The following is an 18,351-nucleotide window of genomic DNA, read 5'->3' on the forward strand; positions in this document are numbered from 1 at the left end:
GCCTCTGGCGCGACACCCGACATGGCCAACGCGAAATCCTTCCTGTTTGATGTCCCGGCAGGAGGAGATAGGCGAGCCTATTCGTCCAGGGGTACTGGCGCCGTCTTCGCACCTCGCTTGATATTGCGCTTCAGCATGCCGAGGCTGGCACCGCCGGTAGCGAAGGCGACGGCAAAATAGATGATGGCGGCGGCCACTATGAGGTATCCCAGCGTCGCGGCCTGGGTATGGAGTGGCGCTTCCGAGGCGAGTTGCGGCGCGAACCACCGAATCGCGAAATAGAGGAAGCCTGCCATGACCGCTGCCGCGAGGAGCAGCCGCGGGATGCGTGTCAAAAGCGGCACGTCGCGGCCCCAATGACCGCGGCGGATCAGGACGCCGAGCAGCAGGGCAGCATTGACCCAGCCGGCGATCGCGGACGCCGTGGCGATGGCAGGCGCGCCGATCGACGGGAACAGCGTCAGCGCGATGGAGATGTTCACAGCCACCGAGATCGCGGCGAACCACATCGGGGTGCGCGTATCCTCGCGCGCGAAATAACCCGGCGTGAAGGCCTTGATCAGCACGAAGGCCGGCAGGCCGAGCCCGAAGATCGCCAGGACCGCCGACACGGTGGGCGTGCTGTTGGTCGCCGCGAAGGCGCCGCGCTCATAGAGCACGCGCACGATCGGCTCCGACATGACCAGAAGCGCGGCCGCCGCCGGCAGGGTGAGGAACAGGGTGAACTCGACCGACCGGTTCTGCAGGTTGGCCGCCTCGACAAGATTGCCGGCCTTCAGGGCCCGTGCCAGTTCGGGCAGGAGCACGATGGCGACGGCGATGCCGACGACGCCCAGCGGCAGCTGATAGACCCTGTCGGCATAGGCGAGCGAGGACACGGCGCTGTCCTTGCCCGACGCGATCGCCGTGCCGATTAGCTGGTTGATCTGGGTGATGCCGCCGGTGATCGCGGCCGGAAAGGCGAGGACCAGCAGGCGCCTGACGTTCGGGGTCAGGCGGGGGCGGCGAAAGCCGATCGAAATGCCGGCGTGCCGCACCGCCATCCAGACGATGCCGAGTTGGACGAGGCCTGCCGCGAGCACGCCCCAGGCGAGCGCGTAGCCGACCCGCAGGCCGTCATGGCCTTCATACCAGGCGTAGGCCAGCACGCCGATCAGGATGATGTTGAGGAACACCGGCGCGACCGCGGCCGCGAAGTAGCGCCGCAACGAGTTCAGCATGCCGCTCATCATCGCCCCCAGCGACATGCATATGAGATAGGGGAACATGATGGTGGCGAGCGCCGTCGCCAGGTCGAACTTCTCGGGATTGTCGGCGAAGCCGGGAGCGACGATGGTCGACACCAGAAACGGCATCGACAGCTCCATCAGGATCGTCAGGCCGAGCAGCACGGTGAACAGCACGCCGAAAACTTCCTCGGAGAAGCGCCTGGCCCCGTCCATGCCATTGGCCTCGATCTCCTTGGCGAAAAGCGGAACGAAGGCCGTATTGAAGGCGCCCTCGGCGAACAGCCGGCGGAAGGTGTTCGGGAACAGGAACGCGGCGTTGAAGGCATCGGCCACCGGCCCGGTGCCGAGGGCGGCGGCCATGAACATCTCGCGCGTGAAGCCGAGCACGCGGCTCATCAGCGTGCCCGAGGCGACGGTGGCGAATTTCTTTACGAGACTCATCGGATCGGAATCGTGCCTTCCGGGTTCTGAACCGTCACTCGGCCGCAGCCGAGACGCGCTGCTTGCCGCGTTGCGGCGCTACGCCCTCCAGCGTCGCCAGGAGACGGTCGCGGATGGTGGCGAGGCGGGTGCCGTTCTCGATCTTCTGACCGGTCAGATCGGTGACGTAGAAAGTGTCGATCACCTTCTCGCCGAAAGTGGTGATGTGGGCCGAGGCGATATCAAGCGACAGGTCGGACAGCGTGCCGGTGATCTCCGAAAGAAGGCCGGGACGATCGAGGCCGGAAACCTCGACGACCGAGAAGCGATTGGACAGCGTGTTGCGGATATCGGCGCGCGGCACGATGCGGAACGCCTTGGAGCCGCGCTTGGGCTTGGTGCGCTTCTCGATCATCTCGGGCAGCCAGCTCCTGCCGGACAGCACATCCTCGATCAGCCGGCCGACCCGCTCGGCCCGCCGCCTTTCATCCTCGTCGCGGTCGAACTCGCGCGAGATCAGGATGGTGTCCAGCGCGCGGCCGTCCGACGTCGTGAATATCTGGGCGTCGACGATGTTGCCGCCGGCCGCCGCGCAGGCGCCGGCAATGACGGAGAGCAGGCGCGGATGGTCGGGTGCGAGCACGGTGATCTCGGTGACCGCCTCGAATTCGTGGGTCTTCACCATTGTGGCCAGCCGCCGGTCGGCAGCGTCGGCCTCGCGGATGAAGGCGGCATGGCGAAGCTGGTCGGCCGGATCGACGGCGAGCAGATAGTTGTCGTAGTGGAGCCCGACATGACGCGCGCGCTCCGCCTCCGGCCAATCCGCCAATGCCGCGCGCAGGGTGTCGCGAGCCTCCTCGGCACGCTGCGCCCGCGACACTTCCGAGAAACCGCCGGTCAAGAGCAGCTCGGTCTCGTAGTAAAGGGTGCGCAGGAGCTGGCCCTTCCAGCCGTTCCACACGCCGGGGCCGACGCCGCGTATGTCGCAGACGGTCAGCACCAGGAGAAGCTTCAGCCGTTCGACCGACTGCACGACGGCGGCGAAATCGTCGATGGTCTTGCGGTCGTTGAGATCGCGCGTCTGGGCCGTCAGCGACATCAGGAGATGCTGCTCCACCAGCCAGGCGACGGTTTCGGTATCGGCTGTCGACAGGCCCATATACGGACAGATGCGCCGGGCGATGCGGGCGCCGGCCTCGGAATGGTCCTCCGGCCGGCCTTTGGCGATGTCGTGAAGAAGCACGGCGATATAGAGCACCTCACGCTGGTTCTTGAGGCTCGGCATCAACTGGTGCGACAAAGGGTGCAGCTTCTCGCCGTCGCCCCGTTCCAGCTCCGACAGGACGCCGATGCAGCGCAGCAGATGCTCGTCCACCGTATAGTGGTGGTACATGTTGAACTGCATCATGGCGACGATCCGGCCGAATTCGGGGATCAGCTTGCCGAGCAGGCCAGCCTCGTTCATGCGGCGCAGATTGAGCTCCGGATCCCGGTCCGACGTCAATATGTCGAGAAAAAGCCGGTTGGCCTCCGGATCACGTCGAAGGTTGCGGTCGACGAGCTTCAGCGACCGCGTGACGAGCTTGATGGCATCGGGGTGGTATTCCAGCCCGTGCTTGTCGCCGAACCAGAAGAGCCGCAGCAGGTTCGCCGGGTCTCGTTCGAAGACGTGATCGTCGGCGATGTTGATGCGCTCGTTGTCGACGATGAAGTCGCCGGTTCCGGCCAGCTTGCGGCGCCGACGCGAGAAGGACAGGAAGAGGCGGTTGAAGCCGGGCACATGCTTGGCCTGCTCTTCCTCCAGCGCCGCGCAGAAGATGCGCGTCAGATCACCGACGTCCTTGGCGATGAGGAAGTAGTGCTTCATGAAACGCTCGACCGCCGACAGGCCGGGATGGCTGGTGTAGCCGAGCCTTTCGGCGATATCGCGCTGGATGTCGAAATGCAGCCGTTCCTCCGCCTTGCCGGCAAGGAAATGCATGTGGCAGCGCACCGCCCACAGGAAATCCTCGGCTTTCAGGAACAGCTTGTATTCGGCCTGGGTGAAGACGCCCTTCTCCACCAGTTCCTCGCCGGTGCGGACCTGGTAGTAATATTTGCCGATCCAGAACAGCGTGTGCAGGTCGCGCAACCCGCCCTTGCCGTCCTTGACGTTGGGCTCGACCAGATAGCGGCTCTCGCCGACCTTGCAGTGGCGTTCGTCGCGTTCGGCGAGCTTGGCCTGGACATATTCGGGCCCGGTGTTGCGGACGACTTCCTTATCGAAGCGCGACAGCAGGTTACCGAAGAGCTTGGTCTCGCCCCAGATGAAACGCGCTTCGAGCAGCGCCGTGCGGATGGTGATGTCGCCGCGCGACAGGCGGATGCATTCGTCGACATTGCGGGTCGCATGGCCGACCTTCAAGCCCATGTCCCACAGCATGTAGAGCATGTATTCGACGATCTGCTCGCCCCAGGGCGTCTGCTTGTAGGGCAGCAGGAACAGGAGGTCGATGTCGGAGCCGGGAGCCAGCGTGCCTCGCCCATAGCCACCGACCGCGACGATCGCCATGCGCTCGGCGGAGGAAGGGTTTTTGGAGCGATAGACGTGTGTCGCGGCGAAGTCGTAAAGCGCGCGGATGATCTCGTCCATCAGATGGGACAGGCGGGCCGCGCAAGCCGTGCCGCCGCCATCCTGCATCAGCATGGCCTCGGCAATGCGCCGGCCGTCGGCCAGCCGCTGCTTGAAGAGCTGCAATGTCTGGTTCCGCACGGCCATGCCGGAGCCGTCGCCGCCGGTTGCCGCGGTCAGAGCGCTCAGGTCCCGGCGGAGGGCTTCGCCGTCGATCAGTTCCTCGAGCTTCAGGGGGATCTTCGCCATATATGCAGGCCGGTCTCGCTTTTTCGCGCGGTCTATAGCGCGAATTGCGCGCCATGGGTATGGGGTGGCCTGGCGCGGCCGTTTTGGGCCGCAGCGGAGCGCGCCGCAAAAGTTCGGGACCAGTCTCGACATTCGCATCCCGCTTGTGTAACCGCCTGCCTTCCCGCGCCTCCCACGTTCGCAATCACGCACAGGAACATCATCATGAAGCCGATCAGCGGCGGCATCGACTTCGGCACGTCCAACTCCACGGTCGGCTACATGGAAGCCGGGCGCCCGCGCCTCGTGCCGCTCGAGAACGGCAATGCGACGATGCCGAGCGCGGTCTTCTTCAATTTCGAGGACAACCGCACCTATTTCGGCCGGCAGGCCATCGGCCACTACACCGACAATGTCGAAGGGCGCCTGCTGCGGGCGCTCAAGAGCGTGCTGGGCACGTCGCTGATCAACGAGAAGACGCGGATCAAGGCGCATCAGATCGCCTTTTCCGACATCATCGGCTCTTTCCTCCATACGCTGAAGGAGGCTCTCGACAACCAGGTAGGCCAGCCGATCGATCACGTCGTGCTCGGGCGACCCGTGCATTTCGTCGACGACGACGCCGAGGCCGACCAGCGGGCCCAGGACGAATTGGAGAAGGCCGCCACCAAACGCGGCTTCAGGCACATCGCCTTCCAGTTCGAGCCGATCGCGGCCGCGCTCGACTATGAGCAGACCGTCCTCCGCGAGGAACTCGCTTTGATCATCGATATCGGCGGCGGCACGTCGGACTTCTCGATCGTGCGCGTCTCTCCGGAACGGGCGCGCGCCGCCGACCGCAAGGACGACATATTGGCGAGCACCGGCGTCCATATCGGCGGAACCGATTTCGACCGCCTGCTGTCGATGACCCATCTGATGCCGGAACTCGGCTACAAGACCGAGACCAGGGACGGCAAGCGCTACCTGCCGGCCGGCTATTTCCACGATCTCGCGACCTGGCAGCGCATCAACCTGCTCTACACCGCCAAGGCTATGACCGACCTGCGCCAGATCCGCTACGAGGCGGAGCGTCCTGAACTGGTCGAGCGCATGATCGACATCGTGCGCCACCGGCAGGGCCATGCGTTGGCAGGCCGAATCGAGGCAGCGAAGATCGATCTCACCGATCAGGCCGAGACCATGATGGAGATCGCGCTGACAGACGAGACGCTGCGGATACCGATGACCCGGGCCGGGCTTGAGGGAGCGATCGAGGCCGCCGTTGGCCGCGTCGGCGACACGGCCTTGCAGACGCTCCAAGACGCCGGCGTCGAGGCAGGAAGCATCACCACACTGTTCCTGACCGGCGGCTCGACCGCGATCCCGCTGCTCAAGCGGCGCATGCTGGCGCTGTTCCCCGAGGCGACAGCCGTGGAAGGCGACCTGTTCGGCAGCGTCGGGCTGGGCCTCGCCCTCGACGCCCAGCGCAAGTTCGGCAGGTTCTGAAGACAAGGCGGCCGGATACCGATCCATCCCGACGATCCCAGTCGCACCGCCAGGCGCACCACCGGCGATCGATCCGATCAACGGCCGGATTGGACCATCCCCAGACGGCTTCGGCGCAACCGGGCCGGCTGGCATGCGCCCGTCAAATCGATGAAGCCAGGCCCTTCAGCCGGTAGAGCGCGTCGAGCGCCTCCCTCGGCGTCATCTCGTCGGGATTGAGATCGCGGAGCGCGTCGCCGACGACGTCGGGCTTTACCGGCCTGGCGGCGGCCGCTTCCTTGCGGATCGCCGCGCTGAACAGCGGCAAGTCGTCGACCAGGCGCTCGGCCTTGCCCGAGGTCTCGCCTTCCTCGAGCTGATGCAGCACCTCGCGGGCGCGATGCACCACCGCCTCCGGCAGACCGGCGAGACGGGCCACCTGGACGCCGTAGGAACGGTCGGCCGCGCCCTTGCCGACCTCGTGCAGGAAGACCACGTCGCCTTCCCATTCCTTGACCCGCATGGTGACGTTGTGGAGCCGCGGCAGCTTGCCGGCCAGCGCCGTCATCTCATGGAAGTGGGTGGCGAATATCGCCCGGCAGCGGTTCTTCTCGTGCAGATATTCGACCGCCGCCCAGGCGATGGACAGGCCGTCGAAGGTGGCGGTGCCGCGGCCGATCTCGTCGAGGATGACGAGCGCCCGCTCACCCGCCTGGTTGAGGATCGCCGCGGTCTCGACCATCTCGACCATGAAGGTCGAGCGGCCCCGGGCCAGGTCGTCGGAAGCCCCGACGCGGGAGAAGAGCCGGTCGACCACGCCGATATGGGCGCTCTCGGCCGGCACGAAGGCGCCCATCTGGGCGAGGATGGCGATGACCGCGTTCTGGCGCAGGAAGGTCGACTTGCCGCCCATGTTCGGGCCGGTGAGCAGCCAGATGGCGCCGTAGCGGCCGTTCTCCTCCGGCGAGAGATCGCAGTCGTTGGCGACGAAGGGGTCGGCGGCGGCGCGCCTCAGAGACTGCTCGACGACGGGATGGCGGCCACCCGCGACGCGGAAGGTGAGGCTGTCGTCGACGGCGGGCCGGCGATGGTTCTCCGCCGCCGCGAGCCGCGCAAGGGCGGACGAGACGTCGAAGACGGCGAGTGCGGCGGCCCCCTCGCGGATCGCCTCGGCATGCGAGACCGCCTCGGCGACCAGCCGGTCGAACACGCCGAGCTCGATGGTGAGCGCCCGGTCGGCGGCATTGGCGATCCTGGTCTCGAGGCCGGCGAGTTCGGTCGTGGTGAAACGCATGGCATTAGCCATGGTCTGGCGGTGGATAAAGCGCGCCTTGGCCTCGTCCGTGCCGTTCATGGCGGCCTGATTGTTGGCGGTGACCTCGATATAGTAGCCGAGCACATTGTTGTGCCGGATCTTCAGCGAGCGGATACCCGTCTCCTCGATCAGGTCCCGCTCCATCTCGGCGATCACCCGCCGAGACTGGTCGCGCAGCGCCCGCATCTCGTCCAGTTCGGCATCGTAGCCGGCGCGCACGAAACCGCCGTCGCGCTTGAGCAGCGGCTGCTCGTCGGCGAGCGCCTGGTCGAGATGGGCCCGGAACGCCGCAGGCAGCGCTTCCAATGCGGCCACCGCCTTGCGGAGTTCGGCCGGCAGGACCACATCCTCCAGGAGCCGGACGATCTCGCCGGCGGCGCCAAAGCCGGCCGAAAGGGCGGCGAGATCACGTGGTCCGCCACGGTTGAGCGCCAGGCGCGACAAGGCGCGCAGCATGTCGGGGACGCGCTTCAGGCTCTCGCCGAGCGCGGATGAGAGCCGCGGCTCGCCATGGAAGAGCGATACCGAATCCAGCCGGTCGTTGATCGCCTGCGGGTCGGTGAGCGGCGACATCATGCGCTCGGCGAGCAGCCGCGCGCCGGCACCGGTAACGGTGCGGTCGATCGCCTTGAACAGCGAGCCCTCGCGTCCGCCCGACAGGGTGCGCAGCAGTTCGAGATTGGCGCGGGTCGCGGGATCGATGAACAGGGCCGAACCGCTCTGCTCGCGCTCGGGCCGCGACAAAGGCGGCCGCTCGGCCTTCTGGGTCTTCTCGACATAGGCGATCGCCGCGGAGATCGCCGAAAGCTCGGCGCGCGAGAAGGTGCCGAAGCTGTCCGGGGTCGCCACATCGAAGAAACGGGCGATGCGGCCGGGGGCGGAAGCGGAATCGAACAGTGTCGCGGGCTGCGGATTGGCGATCCGACCGATCGTGTCGAAGACCGGTCGCAACTCGGGATCGTGGAACACCGGCTCGGCGAGGATGAGTTCCTTGGGATCGATCCGGAATATGTCGGAGAGCAGCCGGTCGGCCATCGTCTCGGCGACCCGGAAGGCGCCGGTCGAGATGTCGATCCAGGCCAGCGCATAGAGGTTTTCGGTGCCGCCCTTGACCCGGCCGAGCGCCATGAGGAAGTTCGCCTCCTGCGGCGCCAAGAGCTTGTCCTCGGTGATGGTGCCAGGCGTCACCAGCCGGATCACGTCGCGGCGCACGACCGACTTGGAGCCGCGCTTCTTGGCCTCGGCCGGATCCTCGATCTGTTCGCAGACCGCGACACGGAAGCCCTGAGCGATCAGCTTCTGCAGATAGTCGTCGGCGGCGTGGACCGGCACGCCGCACATCGGAATGTCCTCGCCGAGATGCTTGCCGCGCTTGGTGAGCACGATGCCCAGCGCCCGCGAGGCCTTTTCCGCATCGTCGAAGAACAGCTCATAGAAATCGCCCATGCGGTAGAAGAGCAGCGCGTCGGGGTTCGCCGCCTTGATTTCGATGAACTGCTCCATCATCGGCGTCGCGCCGGTGCCGGGCACCAGCACGGTGGAGCTTTCGCTGCGCATGGGGGTCTCGTCGTTCACGGACGCGGAGAATCCAAAAAAGTGAGGTTGTTTCCTGCTTGGCGCTTTACCTGCCGAAAGTGTAGCCTTAATCCCAAACGCTCCACAAAAAGAAGCCGCATCCGGGTGAGGAAGACCAGAGGTCATGAACGTCCACAACAAGAAGCCCGAGCCCACAGGTCCGTCCGTCACGGCGCAGGAAGCGCTGGAATTCCACGCCATGGGACGGCCGGGCAAGCTCGAGATCAATCCGACCAAGCCGATGGCGACGCAGCGCGACCTGTCGCTGGCCTATTCGCCCGGCGTCGCGGTGCCCGTCAAGGCGATCGCGGAGGATCCGAGCCGTGCCTTCGACTACACCACGCGCGGCAATCTCGTCGCCGTCATCTCCAACGGCACGGCCATTCTCGGCCTCGGCAATCTCGGCGCGCTCGCCTCCAAGCCGGTCATGGAAGGCAAGGCGGTGCTGTTCAAGCGTTTCGCCGACGTCGATTCCATCGACCTCGAGGTCGATACCCAGGATGTCGACGCTTTCGTCAACTGCGTGCGCTATCTCGGCCCCTCCTTCGGCGGCATCAATCTGGAAGACATCAAGGCGCCCGACTGCTTCATCATCGAGCAGCGGCTGCGCGAACTGATGGACATTCCCGTCTTCCATGACGACCAGCACGGCACGGCCATCATCGCCGCGGCGGGCCTCATCAACGCGCTGGAGATCACCGGCCGCGACATCAAGACGACGAAGCTGGTCTGCAACGGCGCCGGTTCGGCCGGCATCGCCTGCATCGAATTGATCAAGTCGATGGGCTTCCCGCCTGAGAACGTCATCCTGTGCGACACCAAGGGCGTCGTCTATCAGGGCCGCACCGAGGGCATGAACCAGTGGAAGTCGGCGCATGCGGTCAAGACCGACGCGCGCGACCTCGCCCAGGCGCTCGAAGGCGCCGACGTCGTCTTCGGCCTGTCGGCCAAGGGCGCGCTGACGACAGCCATGGTGCAGGCCATGGCCAAGAACCCGATCATCTTCGCGATGGCCAATCCCGATCCCGAGATCACGCCGGAAGAGGTGGCGGAGATCCGCACCGACGCGATCATGGCGACCGGCCGCTCGGACTATCCGAACCAGGTCAACAATGTGCTCGGCTTCCCCTACATCTTCCGCGGCGCGCTCGACGTGCGCGCCACGACGATCAACGACGAGATGAAGATCGCGGCGGCCCGGGCGCTCGCGGCACTCGCCCGCGAGGACGTGCCGGACGACGTTGCGGCTGCGTACCAGGGCAACCGTCCCAAATTCGGCCCGAACTACATCATCCCCGTGCCGTTCGATCCGCGCCTGATCTCGGCGATACCGGTGGCGGTGGCGAAGGCTGCAATGGACACCGGCGTCGCGCGGCGGCCGATCCTCGACCTCGACAAATATGCCAACGAACTCTCGGCCCGGCGCGATCCGATCGCCTCGACCCTGCAGCGCATCTACGACCGCGTGCGGCGCAAGCCCAAGCGCATCGTCTTCGCCGAGGGCGAGGAAGAGCAGATGATGCGCGCCGCCGTCTCCTATGTGAACCAGCGCCTCGGCACCGCGATCCTGCTCGGCCGCGAAGAGCAGATCAAGGAAACGGCGAAGAATGCCGGCGTCGACCTGAACAAGCCGGGCATCGAGATCATCAATGCGCGGCTGTCGCGCCGCAACGCCATCTATGCCGACTACCTCTACGAGCGCATGCAGCGGAAGGGCTACCTGTTCCGCGACTGCCAGCGGTTGATCAACAACGACCGCAACCATTTCGCGGCCTGCATGGTGGCGCTGGGCGATGCCGACGGCGTGGTGACCGGCGTCACCCGCAACTATTCGACGGCGCTCGACGATGTGCGCCGCGTCATTGATGCCAAGCCGGGGCATCGGGTGATCGGCGTTTCGATCGCGCTCTGCCGCGGCCGCACGGTGATCGTCGCCGACACGGCCGTGCACGACATGCCGAATTCGGAGCAGATCGCCGACATCGCCGAGGAGGCGGCCGGATTCGCGCGGCGCATGGGCTACGAACCCCGCGTCGCCATGCTCGCCTATTCGACCTTCGGCCATCCGGCCGGCGAGCGCTCCGAACGCGTGCAGGAGGCCGTGAAGATCCTCGACAAGCGCCGCGTCGACTTCGAGTACGACGGCGAGATGGCGGCCGACGTCGCGCTCAACCCCCGCGTGATGCAGCAATATCCGTTCTGCCGCCTGTCGGGCCCGGCCAATGTGCTGATCATGCCGGCGTTCCACTCCGCGTCGATTTCGACCAAGATGCTGCAGGAACTCGGCGGCTCGACCGTGATCGGCCCGCTGCTGGTCGGCCTCAACAAGGCGGTGCAGATCGTGCCGCTCAACGCCAAGGATTCCGACATCGTCAACATGGCGGCAATCGCGGCCTACAACGCCGGGGCCTAGCCGAACAGAACTGCCGCGTGCTCCGCAACCGCCCAGGCATGTCCGACCTATTTGGGTAGGGCCTTGAGCCAGGACCGCCGCCTGCGGCGGTCCTGAAACAGCTCCGCCTCGGGCATGGGCGCGCCTATGAGGAAGCCTTGAGCCTCGTTGCAGCCGAGCCTCTTCAGCTTGCTGCGCTGGGCCGCGGTTTCTACGCCCTCTGCGGTGACCGAGATGCCGAGCCGACCGGCCAGGCCGACGATGGCGCGCACGATGGCAGCGGTATCGACATCGTCGAGGTCGCGCACGAAGGAACGGTCGATCTTCAACGTGTCGAAGGGAAAACGCTTGAGATAGCTGAGCGACGAATAGCCGGTGCCGAAATCGTCGAGCGCGATCCGGACGCCCATTGAGCGGAGCTGCATCAGCGTATGCGCCACCAGTTCGCTCTCACCGAGCAGCGAGGTCTCGGTGATCTCGAGGATGAGCCGGTCGGGGCTCAGTCCGGAGGACGCGATCGCCGACAGCACGTTCTGCGAGAGCAACCCGTTCTGGAACTGCACGGCCGACACGTTAACGGCGATCCGTTTCCGGTCGGGCCAGCCGGCGGCGACCGTGCAGGCATGGTCGAGCACCCATTGTCCGATCGGGCCTATGAGATTGGCCTCTTCGGCGACGGGGATGAAGTCGGCGGGCGACACCAGGCCGCGCTTGGGGCAACACCAGCGCAGCAGCGCCTCGCAGCCGTTGATGCGTCCGCTGCCGAGATCCTGGATCGGCTGGTAATGGAGCTCGAACTCGCCTCGCAACAGCGCACCACGCAGATCGATCTCCAGTTCACGCCTGCTGCGCACCGTAGCGTCCATCTCGGCTTCGAAGAAGCGATAGGTGTTACGGCCTTCGCGTTTCGCCCTGTAGAGAGCGAGATCGGCATTCTTGAGCAACTGGTCGGGATTGTCTCCGTCCATCGGCGCGACTGCGATCCCGATGCTGACGCCGACCGTGACCTGGCGGCCGTCCAGTTCATGCGGACGGCCGATGGTCTCGATCAATCTGGCCGCCAGCGTGCCCGCGTCCTGGGGAGTGGAGATACCGGGCTGCAGGATGGCGAATTCGTCGCCGCCTAACCGCGCCGCGGCGTCGGTCGAGGCACGCAGGCAGCCGCGCAGGCGTTCCGCGACGCTCTTCAGCAGCGCGTCGCCGGCGGGGTGTCCGAGCGTGTCGTTCACGCTCTTGAAACGATCGAGATCGACCGAGAGCACGGCGAAGGGATAATTGTCGCGCTGTACGGCCGCTGCCGCCTGCTCCAGCCTTTCGCGGAAAACGACACGGTTGGAGAGGTCGGTCAGCCCGTCGTGATGCGCCATGTGGAGGATACGCGTTTCCGCCTGCCGCCGCTCGGTGACGTCCTCGAAGGTACTGACCCAGCCGCCGCTCGCCACCGGCCGATGCGAGACGGCGATGGTACGCCCGTCGGACAGTTCGCGCTGGACCGAATAGGTGCGGCCGGCCTCCATGGCGGCCCCTATGATCCTGGCTTCGCGCTCGGCATCGAGGCCGGGATAGATGCCCAGCGCCGACAGCCGGCCCAAAATCTCCGCATAGGTCTGGCCGATCGTCACCAGTTCGGGCCCGAAGCGGTAGATGTCGAGGAAACGGTCGTTGCGCACGATCAGCCGGGCGTCGGCATCGAACATGAGCAGCCCCTGGGACATGTTGCCGAGGGCGGCGTCGAAGCGCCTGATCTGCTCGATCAGCGCCTGTTCGACCCGGCGCTTTTCCGTGACGTCCTCATAGACTGAGACCCAGCCGCCTTCGGCGGTCGGCCGATGGGTGATGGTGATGACGCGGCCGTCGGCAAGCACCTCCTCATAGGTCGCGGGGCGACACGAGCCGATGAACTCCTGGCGATAGGCATAGAGTTCCTCGGCGCTTTGCGAGGCGACGCCGATGTCGACGCTGTGGCGCAATATGTCGAGGAAAAACACGCCGGGCTTGATGACATCGGGGTCGAGACGGAAGATCTGAAGGTAATAGCGGTTGCAGATGATCATCCGCTCATCGGCGTCGAACATCGCAAGGCCGTGCGACATCGTCTCGACGGCGGCGACGAAGCGTTCGTTCTGCGCCCGCAACTCGTTCCCGCCCTGACGCAAAGCCTCTTCCTGCCGGTCGCAATCGCGGTCGACTTTCGTGCGGATACGCGTCGGCGGGTTCGGGGACTTGGCCCGCATAAATCCATCCGGAACGCCCCGGGGTTGGTATCACGCGGCGTTCCGGTCCATGTTGTTTAACCGGAGTTAATAATAGGTATTCAATCCCTCTGATGCACCCGGCCTCAGAGCATTTTGGTCTTTCTCCGGATTGCGGAAATGCTCAACTTTCTTGTTTTGCACAGTTCCGGGCGCAAAACCGCTGCAAAATTCTGCTGGAATTGCTCCGGAAATACGGGACAGGCGAAGCTGACCGCGCGTCAGCGGACACCATTCTCATTTTGGAATGCGCCTGGCAAGAAGCGTTATGCGCACGCGATCCTACGCCGGTGCTAGCTTTCCGGAAAACAACCTGCCGCGACTGTCGAGGAGAAATGCGCAATGCTGAGGTTTCATGGCCTGCTCCCTTCGAGAAGGACGTTGAGGGCGTCCCTTCGCGCGCTCGCAGCCAGAAATACCATCCCGAGAAGCATTGCATGCGCGGCCCGGGGCCGGCGACGCGGCGGAAGGAATTGTCCGATGTTGCCCCCGCTCATATCGTCGCCGAGGCAACCGAGCAGGGTTAGACAGCAGTGCACCGCGTTTCGCGGATCGTTCCAAACATCTGGCCCGCAGAAATGAATCAATGTCGACCTGCATCGGCATGGAAGGAGCCGTGCCCGGCTTCTGAACGCACAGCGCGGCTACCGCCGACGCGAAGCGAACAGCCTCGACCGGCGAACGCTTCTCGGCTCGGGCGACGGCAAGCGGCGACTGAGGCGTTGCCAGCGCCGGTCGCATAGACGACCCGACCTATCTGCCAAGAAGCCTGGCCGCGGCGATCGCCAGGCATTCCTCGAATGCGCCGAGGTCGAGGAACAGCCTGTCTGGCGTGACCTCCCTGACGACGACCACGCCGCCGCGCGCCTCCACACCGCCATGCAGCATGAGGTTGTCGACCATGCCGAAATCCTCGACGGCCAGCCCGTCGGGGCCGCGCGCGTGGCCCTGGTCGTCTTTGACGATCACGCCGTCGTAATAATCCCGCACACGAGCGAAGTGATCGCGCGAGTTGTTGGTGAAGGCATAGGCCGGACAGCCTCGCGCACACATGAAGCCAAGCTCATAGGCCGTGCCGACATCGGCGGCGATGCCGCGAAACGGGGTCAGGTTGGCGATGATGAAATCGGCGCTCGACATCAGTCGCTCGTCGATGGCGCTGATCGCCAGGCCCCGCGACTTGCGCGTCTCGGTCTGCGGTATCTCGAGATCGCCGGGAGAGACCGGCGTGAAGCCGTATCGCCGCGTGAGCTCGATCTTCTCGTCCAGCACCGCACGTGCGTTGGGGAGGAAAACCTCCGGACCAGCAAGATAGACCCTCATGCTTCACCCATTCCTGTTCGATGGCCCCGGCGCCGGCCAGCGCCTACCCGTGGCAGCCGGCGCTGCGAACATCGACTCTAGGGCGGCGGCTGGACGGGCGGAATCAGAGCTACCCGAAATCCAACGATTATTCGGTGCTTTCCATGGCCTCGGCGACATCCTCGAGCAGCGGTTTCTCGAGGAAGTCGAAGGTGAGCGTCTCGAAAGAGCGCGCGTGGTAGGAGAAGTCCGCGGGATAGGCGCTCGACACCCTGTCGGCTTTGTCGGCGCCGACATCGAGCCCCCAGAACGAAAGGTGCGTCGCGGTGGAGGGGATGCGCGCGGCTCCGACCTTGCGCCCTTCTTGCACCAGAACTGCTTCGGCCGAATGTCCGACGCGCGCATGGAGCACGAAACCTGCCTCGAGCGTGCCGGCCGGCAGTTCTGAGTCGGCGATGCAGATCGTACGCTGACCGAGCTGGACATGCTCGAAGACGAGACGTCCGTGCCTGACATAGAGCACATAGCCGCCGCGGCTGTCGCCGCTGGAGACCAGCACGCCCTCCTCATCCGCCCTGCGGTCACGGAAGGCGGCGGCGACGCGCATCGACCGCTCCGAGCCGGTAATCATGCTGCTGATCGGGATATGACTCTGTCCGGGGCGGAAGACCAGCCTGTCGCGCGACATGAGCCCGATGGGCGGACGAGCACGCAGCAGCTGCACCAGGGTGCGATCGTCGAGCGGAAGCACGTTGTTGGCCTCCGCCTCCTGCCACCAGCGGCCGACCATCTCCTTGAGCAGTTCCGGCTCTTCGGCGGAGCGGTCATGCGCCTCGGAAAAATCGGCCACGGTGTCGTAGAGCCGCCAGTCGTCGTCGTCATAGTCGACGCCCTGGCGATGTTCGGTCACGGCGCGCCAGCCTTCGTGCCAGACGGCCCGATGGCCGAGATTCTCCCAGTATTGGGTGGCGCGCGGCGCCGGCGCCTCGGCATCGTCGAAGGTCGACGCCAGGCTGCGGCCGTCGCAAGGCAGCGGATGTTCCAGCCCCGCCAGCGACATGATGGTCGGGGCGAGGTCGATGACATGGGAGAACTGTGTCCGCACCTCGCCCGCCGCGGCGATACCGTTCGGCCAGGAGACGACCATCGGAGACCGCACGCCGCCGAGATCGACATGTTGCTTGTAGCGGCGGAAGGGCGTGTTGCCGGCCATGGCCCAGCCCTGCGGATAGTGGGCGCCGCCATGGCGCGTGCCGATCCGATCGAGGTGCTTCAGCTGCTCCTCGACGAGTTGCGGGAGGCCGCTGTAAGGAGCGTTGGTGTCGACGGCGCCATCCTTGCCGCCCTCGCGGCTGGCGCCGTTGTCCGACAGCACGATGACAAGCGTATTGTCGAGCTCGCCAAGGCGTTCGAGCTCGTCCACCAGGCGCCCGAGATGCGTGTCGGCATGTTCCAGGAAGCCGGCAAAGGCCGCCTGAAGATGTGTGTAGAGGCGCTTCTGGTCGTCGGACAGAGAGGCCCAGGCCGCAACCTCCTCGTTGCGGGGCGCAAGCTCGGTCTCGGGCGGGGCGATTCCCAGTTCCTTCTGCCGCCTCAGGCGATCCTCGCGGGTCGCATCCCAGCCCTTGGCGAAGTCATCGACATAGGGCTCGATGAAGGAGCGCGGAGCCTGGAAGGGAGCATGGGTGGCGCCGAAGGCGAGCTGCAGGAAGAACGGTTCCTCGTCGCGGAAGACGGTGTGGTCGCGGATATAGGCGATGGCCCGATCCACCAGATCCTCGGTGAGATGGTAGCCCTCGGGGAAGTCACGTGCCACCTGATGATTGTCCTCGCACAGTTCGGGGGTCATCTGATCGGTGCAGCCCGGCAGGAAGCCGTAGAAACGGTCGAAGCCCCGACCGAGCGGCCAGTTGTGATAGGGTCCTGCCGGCGAGATTTCGTGAGACGGCGTCAGGTGCCATTTGCCGACGAGATAGCTGCCATAGCCATGCTCGCGCAGCATGGCCGGCAGCAGGACCACATCCTGATCGATGCCGCCGCGCGAATTCGGAAAGCCGGTATCCGTGTCGGAGAGGAAGCGCATGCCGACAGCGTGATGGTTGCGGCCTGTCAGCAGGCAGGTGCGGGTCGGCGAGCACAGCGGCGTGACATGGAAGTTGGTGTAGCGCAGTCCTCGTTGCGCCAGCCTGTCGATAACAGGGGTGCGGATTTCGGAGCCGAAGCAGCCGAAGTCGGCCCAGCCGGTGTCGTCGAAAACGACGACCAGGATGTTGGGTTTCAGCCGCTTGTGGTTTCGGCCTGCCGGCCACCATGGCGTCGACTCGGCCACCGTCCGGCCGATGCTGCCCGGAAACTTGTCATGCTTCATTGTGGTCCCCTAGAGCAATTCGGCTCTCCTCGAATCGCGGAAATGCTCTATCTGTTTGTTTTCACGTAATTCCGGGCGCAAAACCGCTGCGCGCTTCTGCTGGAATCGATCTAGCCTGCGGCGGTGCTTCGCCGGGAAGATCGGACGCGATTATTTGACAAGGCGTGCCGGGCCAGCCAATACATTTCCGATCGATGGCAATTCCAAATGGTTATGGTCCGGACGGTCGCCGATGTCGTTCGAAGTGCCCAATCTCACTTTGCTCAAGCACTTCGTGACCGTCGCGGAGGACAGGGCGATCTCCAAAGCGGCGAAGCGGCTGCGCATTTCCCAGCCGGCGCTGTCCAAGAACATTAAGCGGCTGGAGGAGCTGCTCGGCACCCGGCTGTTCGAACGGCATTCAGGCGGCGCGGACCTGACACAGACGGGCCTCGCCTTCTTCAACCGGGCCCGCGTGATCGGGCTCGAATATGAGCATGCTATCCAGGAGATCCGAAACCTGCTGTCCGAGCAGGACGCCACGATTCGGATCGCGGCCGGGCCGATCTGGTCGTCGACCATCGTGCCGGCGGCCGCGTCCCGCTTCCACAGGCGTTTTCCGCGCCACCGCCTCTCCGTGCAGACCGGGCCCGTCGACCAACTCATAGACGACCTGCGGCTCGGGCGCGTCGACATCTTTGCCGGCGCCGTCATCGCCAAGAGCCGGCTACCCGGCTTCACCTCGCGCCGCGTTGCCAAGGCGCAACTCGGCATCATGTGCGCCGCACATCATCCACTGGCCAAGGCCGATGGACCGCTCGATCCCATGCAGTTGGTCGCCTATCCCTTCGTGTCTTTCAATCAGAACCGGGACGTGTTGAAATCGCTCTCGGACTGGCTCAAGGAGCGGGGTGCGCCGCCGCCGCGCTACCTGCTCGAGACGAGTTCGATCTACACCTGTGCCGAACTCGCCCGTTCCGGTGACTATCTCTTTTATGAATCGACCATGGTCGCCGGCAGTCCGATCGGACGCGGCCTCGTCGCGCTCCAGACCGAAAAGCCGATCTTCCAGTTCGACCTCGGTTTCGTCTTCCGCCAGGGGCTGGAGAGGCTCGCCCCGCATAACGGGCTGATGAAGGCGATGATGGAGGTGTTCGAGGACAGGGGGCTGCGCAGTTCATCGGCCGAGCCGGGATAGGCCGCGCGGACGACG

9 protein-coding genes are annotated in these 18,351 nt (G+C 65.3%); 3 read left to right on the forward strand and 6 right to left on the reverse strand.

The annotated features are described in order from the left end of the window. Positions 1-77: 77 nt before the first annotated feature. Positions 78-1,670 (reverse strand): murein biosynthesis integral membrane protein MurJ, encoded by a 1,593-nt coding sequence (gene murJ / locus JN280_RS01290; protein ID WP_202309744.1) that lies wholly within the window; start codon positions 1,668-1,670, stop codon positions 78-80. Between the two features lie 34 nt (positions 1,671-1,704). Beyond that, complete coding sequence (locus JN280_RS01295) at positions 1,705-4,509, reverse strand: [protein-PII] uridylyltransferase (protein ID WP_202309745.1); 2,805 nt, start codon at positions 4,507-4,509, stop codon at positions 1,705-1,707. 204 nt (positions 4,510-4,713) lie between these two features. On the opposite strand from JN280_RS01295, the gene JN280_RS01300 reads away from it, so the two are divergent. Beyond that, positions 4,714-5,976, forward strand: coding sequence for an Hsp70 family protein (locus tag JN280_RS01300; RefSeq protein WP_202309746.1), 1,263 nt, complete (start codon positions 4,714-4,716; stop codon positions 5,974-5,976). Positions 5,977-6,118: 142 nt separating this feature from the next. Here the strand turns inward: JN280_RS01300 and mutS are convergent, their stop codons facing one another. Continuing rightward, entirely contained in the window at positions 6,119-8,827 is a 2,709-nt protein-coding gene (mutS, locus tag JN280_RS01305; RefSeq protein WP_202309747.1) for a DNA mismatch repair protein MutS, read from the reverse strand. Between the two features lie 142 nt (positions 8,828-8,969). On the opposite strand from mutS, the gene JN280_RS01310 reads away from it, so the two are divergent. After that, entirely contained in the window at positions 8,970-11,258 is a 2,289-nt protein-coding gene (locus JN280_RS01310; RefSeq protein ID WP_202309748.1) for an NADP-dependent malic enzyme, read from the forward strand. Positions 11,259-11,305: 47 nt separating this feature from the next. On the opposite strand, the gene JN280_RS01315 is transcribed toward JN280_RS01310, so the two are convergent. The 3 genes from JN280_RS01315 to JN280_RS01325 all read right to left on the reverse strand — a co-directional run bounded on the left by JN280_RS01315 (position 11,306) and on the right by JN280_RS01325 (position 17,159). Beyond that, the gene (locus JN280_RS01315; protein WP_202309749.1) at positions 11,306-13,471 is read right to left on the reverse strand and encodes a putative bifunctional diguanylate cyclase/phosphodiesterase; all 2,166 of its coding nucleotides are present in this window, start codon (positions 13,469-13,471) and stop codon (positions 11,306-11,308) included. 771 nt (positions 13,472-14,242) lie between these two features. Further along, positions 14,243-14,812 carry a nucleoside 2-deoxyribosyltransferase gene (locus JN280_RS01320; protein WP_202309750.1) on the reverse strand — a complete coding sequence of 190 codons (570 nt, stop codon included), beginning with the start codon at positions 14,810-14,812 and terminating at the stop codon, positions 14,243-14,245. Between the two features lie 127 nt (positions 14,813-14,939). Further along, on the reverse strand, positions 14,940-17,159 hold the full coding sequence (locus JN280_RS01325; RefSeq protein WP_202309751.1) for an arylsulfatase: 2,220 nt from the start codon (positions 17,157-17,159) through the stop codon (positions 14,940-14,942). Between the two features lie 232 nt (positions 17,160-17,391). Here JN280_RS01325 and JN280_RS01330 point away from each other — a divergent pair, with 232 nt between their 5' ends. Next, positions 17,392-18,336, forward strand: coding sequence for a LysR family transcriptional regulator (locus JN280_RS01330; protein WP_202309752.1), 945 nt, complete (start codon positions 17,392-17,394; stop codon positions 18,334-18,336). Positions 18,337-18,351 lie beyond the last annotated feature (15 nt).

The organism is Mesorhizobium sp. L-8-10 (assembly GCF_016756635.1).
Classification (GTDB): Bacteria; Pseudomonadota; Alphaproteobacteria; order Rhizobiales; family Rhizobiaceae.

Excerpts from the sequence above, each read along its gene's own strand:
- JN280_RS01310 (WP_202309748.1), top strand. The coding sequence starts at position 8,970 with ATGAACGTCCACAACAAGAAGCCCGAGCCCACAGGTCCGTCCGTCACG.
- JN280_RS01330 (WP_202309752.1), top strand. The coding sequence starts at position 17,392 with ATGTCGTTCGAAGTGCCCAATCTCACTTTGCTCAAGCACTTCGTGACC.
- murJ (WP_202309744.1), bottom strand. The coding sequence starts at position 1,670 with ATGAGTCTCGTAAAGAAATTCGCCACCGTCGCCTCGGGCACGCTGATG.
- JN280_RS01320 (WP_202309750.1), bottom strand. The coding sequence starts at position 14,812 with ATGAGGGTCTATCTTGCTGGTCCGGAGGTTTTCCTCCCCAACGCACGT.
- mutS (WP_202309747.1), bottom strand. The coding sequence starts at position 8,827 with ATGCGCAGCGAAAGCTCCACCGTGCTGGTGCCCGGCACCGGCGCGACG.
- JN280_RS01325 (WP_202309751.1), bottom strand. The coding sequence starts at position 17,159 with ATGAAGCATGACAAGTTTCCGGGCAGCATCGGCCGGACGGTGGCCGAG.
- JN280_RS01300 (WP_202309746.1), top strand. The coding sequence starts at position 4,714 with ATGAAGCCGATCAGCGGCGGCATCGACTTCGGCACGTCCAACTCCACG.
- JN280_RS01315 (WP_202309749.1), bottom strand. The coding sequence starts at position 13,471 with ATGCGGGCCAAGTCCCCGAACCCGCCGACGCGTATCCGCACGAAAGTC.
- JN280_RS01295 (WP_202309745.1), bottom strand. The coding sequence starts at position 4,509 with ATGGCGAAGATCCCCCTGAAGCTCGAGGAACTGATCGACGGCGAAGCC.